Below are 3,346 nucleotides of genomic sequence, written 5' to 3' on the forward strand. Positions count from 1 at the left end.
GCATATAAAAAATAGCTGAGACATTGATATCATTTATTTTTCGTTTCTTTATAGAAGATATTTAAATCCGAAAAGCAGTTGATCATCAAGACGCTACTTTTCATATACGCGCACCGTTACAAACAATTTAAACCAAACTTTACGCATGAAAAAACTGAATTTACTAATTGGACTTTTAATCGGATTAACAATTTTATCTTGCTCTTCTGATGATAATGATTCAAACACAATTGAACCTACAATAATTGGAGAATGGATTTTAGTCAATCAAATTTACGATGGGCAAAATGAGAATCTCTCAGCTTGTGAATTACAAGAAAGTCTGACTTTCAATTCTAATGGAACTTTAATTTCTTATTATACTGATAATGATCCATGCGAATTTTTTACAGACAACCAACAGTACGAATTAAACGAAACTGAATTAACAATACTATTTGGTCAAAATTCTGATTTCAGATTTAATGTCTTGACTTTATCGGAAACAGAACTGAAAATAGAAAATTTTTACAGAAATGGAGAAACACTTGAGGAAAATAACAGAACCACTTACGAATATGAAAAAGCTGAATAAAACGACTAAGAATATGTTCTTATTCTTAATAGTAACAACGCTATTTTTAAATTTTGGTAATGCCCAAAAAATTGATTTGGGAGAATACGAAATGGAAATTATAGAAGCTTTCAATAGGAACTCAATTGGTGGTTCAGTATTTACAGGTGCAAAGAAAAAGTTAGTTGGAATAGAAGTTATGTTAATCCCAAAATCTAAGAAAAATAGTGGCGTTGATTTAGATGATATGGAATTGAAATCTGAAAATGATAATTACTATCTTATTTACAGAAGAGGAATGACCGTTCACTTAAGGAAAGGACAAGTAATACACCAACGTAGACCCAAAAAAGTAATGATTTTTGCGGAGGTTGATAAGAATTTAACAAATGCCACCTTTTATTATAAGGAAAAAGCAATCATAAGCATAGAAGTTGAAGAAGGAAATAAAATAGGAACATATAAGATTTTAGAATAAAAACTGTTTGTAACACCGTGTATAATTAATTGCTTTGGCAAGTGCTTCTTTGGAAAATTCCTTCGGAATTTTCTCTGGTCCGTAAAAGTTTGCTAAATTAGCTACCAAACCACGCAACTAATCATACACAAGACCGTTAGCAACAATACGTGCCGAGTGTTTTTTCGTTAGTATTTACAATTTGAAATGCTGTCCGAAATTTAGTTTTTCATCTATTAACTTTTAGCTCGAAAAACTTTTTCTTGGAGAACTAAACGCACAAAGGTCGTTGCGTTTTCTGCAAATATCTCGTGCTGTCCCGAAACAATTTTTCAGCGTATTTTTTTAAGTTGTTTAAGTATTCTATTTCGTTGGAAAATCCGCTTATTTCTGTTCCTGTATTCGGCATTTCTCAGAAAGTTAAGGCTTGCGTTCTGTATCGTTCTTTTCCAAAAAAAAGCGTCATTGCTGTGAGAAACTGCGCAATCAGATGCGTCGAAAGGCATCGCATTATTACAATGTACGCTGGAATTAAAGTGGACGTTATAAATAATCCAGCATTTTTGCGGTTGATTAGTTTCAGCATCTCAATGTTTGCGCTTGGAGAACAGACTAACTAAAAGCTTTCACTTTGGTCTGTACGCACTAAAGTAGCTAACAACGTGTATAATTAATTGCTTAGGCAAGTGCTTCTTTGGAAAATTCCTTCGGAATTTTCTCTGGTTCGTAAAAGTTTGTTAAATTAGCTACCTAACCACGCAACTAACCATACACAAACACGTTGTGCATAATTTAACTAAACCGCAAAATGCCATTTCCATTAGACGAAAAATATATACAAGAAACTGAATCGGAATTGAACGTAAAATTCCCATCTGAATTTAAAAACCGAATGATAATATCAAATGGCGGAGAATTATTGATTTCGGACGAGTTTGAATTTGAACTGTATCCATTTTTTGATAAGACTGACCGAAAAAGAATAAGTCGGACTTGTAACCACATCGGACTTGAAACTAAAAATGCTCGTGAATGGAATGGATTTCCTGACAATGGAATCGCGATTGGAGCGGACGGATTTGGAAATCAACTAATCTTGACTCACAACGGAAATGGGAATTTAACTGACGAACTTTTTTTCTGGAATCACGAAACAAGAGAGATGGAAAAAATAGCGGAATCGATTAATAAACTTTACGTTGAAAAAAGCACATTTTGGAATAAAATAAAGTCAAAATTTAATGGGTAAAAAACTAGGCACAACACCGTATATAAAAAATTGCTGGTGTTGTGCTAAAACAAAGGTCGTTGCACGTTTGCTACGTCTGATTTTCCTTCGGAAAATCCTCGCACGCAAACACGCAACTTTCCATATACAAACACGTTAGGCAACATTTGAGAAAAACACTATGACAGAATTTATAGCAATCATAATAATTATAATCGTCATTGCTTATTTCATTGGAAAAAGCAAAACGAAAAAGACTTCTAAAGTTCAAAGAAAAGTTGTTCCTCAAAAGCAGAATACAAAAGTAAACACGAATCGAATTGACATTATAGAGGAGAAAATTCTATACAAGAAAAAAGGAATAAAAACCTTTGAGATGAAAGGAATGTTTTATCAAAATTTAAACCCAAAAATTCATAGCGGAGATTTTATCGGAATTGGAAAATGTGAGGACAATTCACACGATATGTACGCAGTCGGAATTTATAACCAACAAAATGAATTACTTGGTTATACACCAAAAGGAAATAAAAGACTAAATAACTCGCTTACTGAATGGAACAACGGAAAGGTTCCTGTTTGGGGCAGACTTTCTCACGATGATTATGACGATAGATGGTATGGAACTGTATATATTCCAGTCGGACTCACTGCTGAACAAATAGAAAAAGTTGAGAAAATTTTGAGCCTAAAATCTGATAATCAAACACAAATCAAGAAAAAAGAAAAGTCAACCGAAAAATATTTTGAGATTTTAAACAGACATAGAGAAATAACAGAATTGTTGAACGATTTAAAAAATCCAGAGGAATTTTATTACTCTTTTCCTAAAAATCTTGTTCCTTCAATTTCAAGTCATTTAGAAAAAGAAAAGAACTGGGAGAAATTATTGGAATTGGAAAAACATCAGGATTTGATTTCTGAATTAAGTGATAAATTTAGGGAAACCACATTAAAACGAATTGAAAAAGCAAAGAAAAACGTTGCCTAACACCGTATATAATTTATTGCTAGTTCTAGCCTACTTACGAAAATCCTCGCGGATTTTCTATTCGGTTTTTATTTGCTAAATTACGTGCTAAACCACGCAACAAACCATATACAAACA

At 32.6% G+C, this 3,346-nt stretch carries 4 protein-coding genes; all 4 read left to right on the forward strand.

Annotated elements, in window-relative coordinates; genetic code table 11:
* The first annotated feature begins 145 nt into the window (after positions 1–145).
* Positions 146–574, forward strand: coding sequence for a lipocalin family protein (locus tag VDP25_RS17375; RefSeq protein ID WP_334471861.1), 429 nt, complete (start codon positions 146–148; stop codon positions 572–574).
* A complete protein-coding gene (locus VDP25_RS17380; RefSeq protein WP_334471863.1) occupies positions 558–1,031 on the forward strand; it encodes a hypothetical protein in 474 nt (157 codons plus the stop codon). The genes VDP25_RS17375 and VDP25_RS17380 overlap by 17 nt, the downstream gene beginning before the upstream one ends.
* 787 nt (positions 1,032–1,818) lie before the next feature.
* Complete coding sequence (locus VDP25_RS17385; protein ID WP_334471865.1) at positions 1,819–2,259, forward strand: SMI1/KNR4 family protein; 441 nt, start codon at positions 1,819–1,821, stop codon at positions 2,257–2,259.
* Between the two features lie 160 nt (positions 2,260–2,419).
* The gene (locus tag VDP25_RS17390) at positions 2,420–3,229 is read left to right on the forward strand and encodes a hypothetical protein (RefSeq protein WP_334471867.1); all 810 of its coding nucleotides are present in this window, start codon (positions 2,420–2,422) and stop codon (positions 3,227–3,229) included.
* The last annotated feature ends 117 nt before the right edge of the window (positions 3,230–3,346 follow it).

Source organism: Winogradskyella sp. ECml5-4, from assembly GCF_036903175.1.
Taxonomy (GTDB): Bacteria; Bacteroidota; Bacteroidia; order Flavobacteriales; family Flavobacteriaceae; genus Winogradskyella; species Winogradskyella damuponensis.

Excerpts from the sequence above, each read along its gene's own strand:
- VDP25_RS17375 (WP_334471861.1), top strand. The coding sequence starts at position 146 with ATGAAAAAACTGAATTTACTAATTGGACTTTTAATCGGATTAACAATT.
- VDP25_RS17380 (WP_334471863.1), top strand. The coding sequence starts at position 558 with ATGAAAAAGCTGAATAAAACGACTAAGAATATGTTCTTATTCTTAATA.
- VDP25_RS17385 (WP_334471865.1), top strand. The coding sequence starts at position 1,819 with ATGCCATTTCCATTAGACGAAAAATATATACAAGAAACTGAATCGGAA.
- VDP25_RS17390 (WP_334471867.1), top strand. The coding sequence starts at position 2,420 with ATGACAGAATTTATAGCAATCATAATAATTATAATCGTCATTGCTTAT.